This window comes from Caballeronia arvi (genome assembly GCF_001544695.2).
GTDB lineage: Bacteria > Pseudomonadota > Gammaproteobacteria > Burkholderiales > Burkholderiaceae > Caballeronia > Caballeronia arvi.
Genome location: NZ_FCOM02000344.1, coordinates 1 through 531, shown reverse-complemented (window position 1 = coordinate 531; position 531 = coordinate 1). Strand labels below are relative to the sequence as shown.

At 57.1% G+C, this 531-nt stretch carries 2 protein-coding genes; both read left to right on the top strand.

The window, feature by feature from the left end:
* On the top strand, positions 1 to 180 hold a 180-nt coding region (locus AWB74_RS45260), incomplete at its 5' end, for a DUF378 domain-containing protein (RefSeq protein ID WP_143749586.1).
* Positions 181 to 201: 21 nt separating this feature from the next.
* Complete coding sequence (locus AWB74_RS45255) at positions 202 to 405, top strand: CsbD family protein (RefSeq protein WP_061152864.1); 204 nt, start codon at positions 202 to 204, stop codon at positions 403 to 405.
* Positions 406 to 531 lie beyond the last annotated feature (126 nt).

The following is a 531-nucleotide window of genomic DNA, read 5'->3' as shown; positions in this document are numbered from 1 at the left end:
ATCATTGGCGCGCTGAACTGGGGGCTCGTCGGTCTGATTCAGCTTGACCTCGTAGCCACACTCTTCGGTGCGGGTTCAACGCCCGCACGCATCGTCTACGTCCTCGTCGGGCTTGCTGGCATTTATATGCTCGTGCGCGCCTTCGCCGTGCCCCGGGACCCGGAACTTGGGCGCAGTTAAACACAAGATCAGGAGCGTGTCATGAACAAGGACCAGAAGGAAGGAATGAAGCATCAAATCAAAGGCTGGGCCGACACCGCGATCGGCACATTGACCGGCAATGAAGATCGCATGGTAAAGGGAGACGTTGAAATAACGAACGGCGCCAATCAGAAGGACTACGGCGACCAGAAGGACAACATCGAGAAGGGCGTCGAAGACCCGGGCGAGCCGACGAATCAGTAAGTTGGCGATGGGTAACAGGAGGTCTGCCGCTACCGCGGCACAGCCGGATTTATTGGGAATCTGCGGCCAAGTTCACTCGACCATGTGCACCATAGAAAAAACCTATACGCAAAAGCGCCGGCCGCT

What these genes read in the sequence shown, in the direction of transcription:
- AWB74_RS45255 (WP_061152864.1), top strand. Translation starts at nt 202, where the DNA reads ATGAACAAGGACCAGAAGGAAGGAATGAAGCATCAAATCAAAGGCTGG.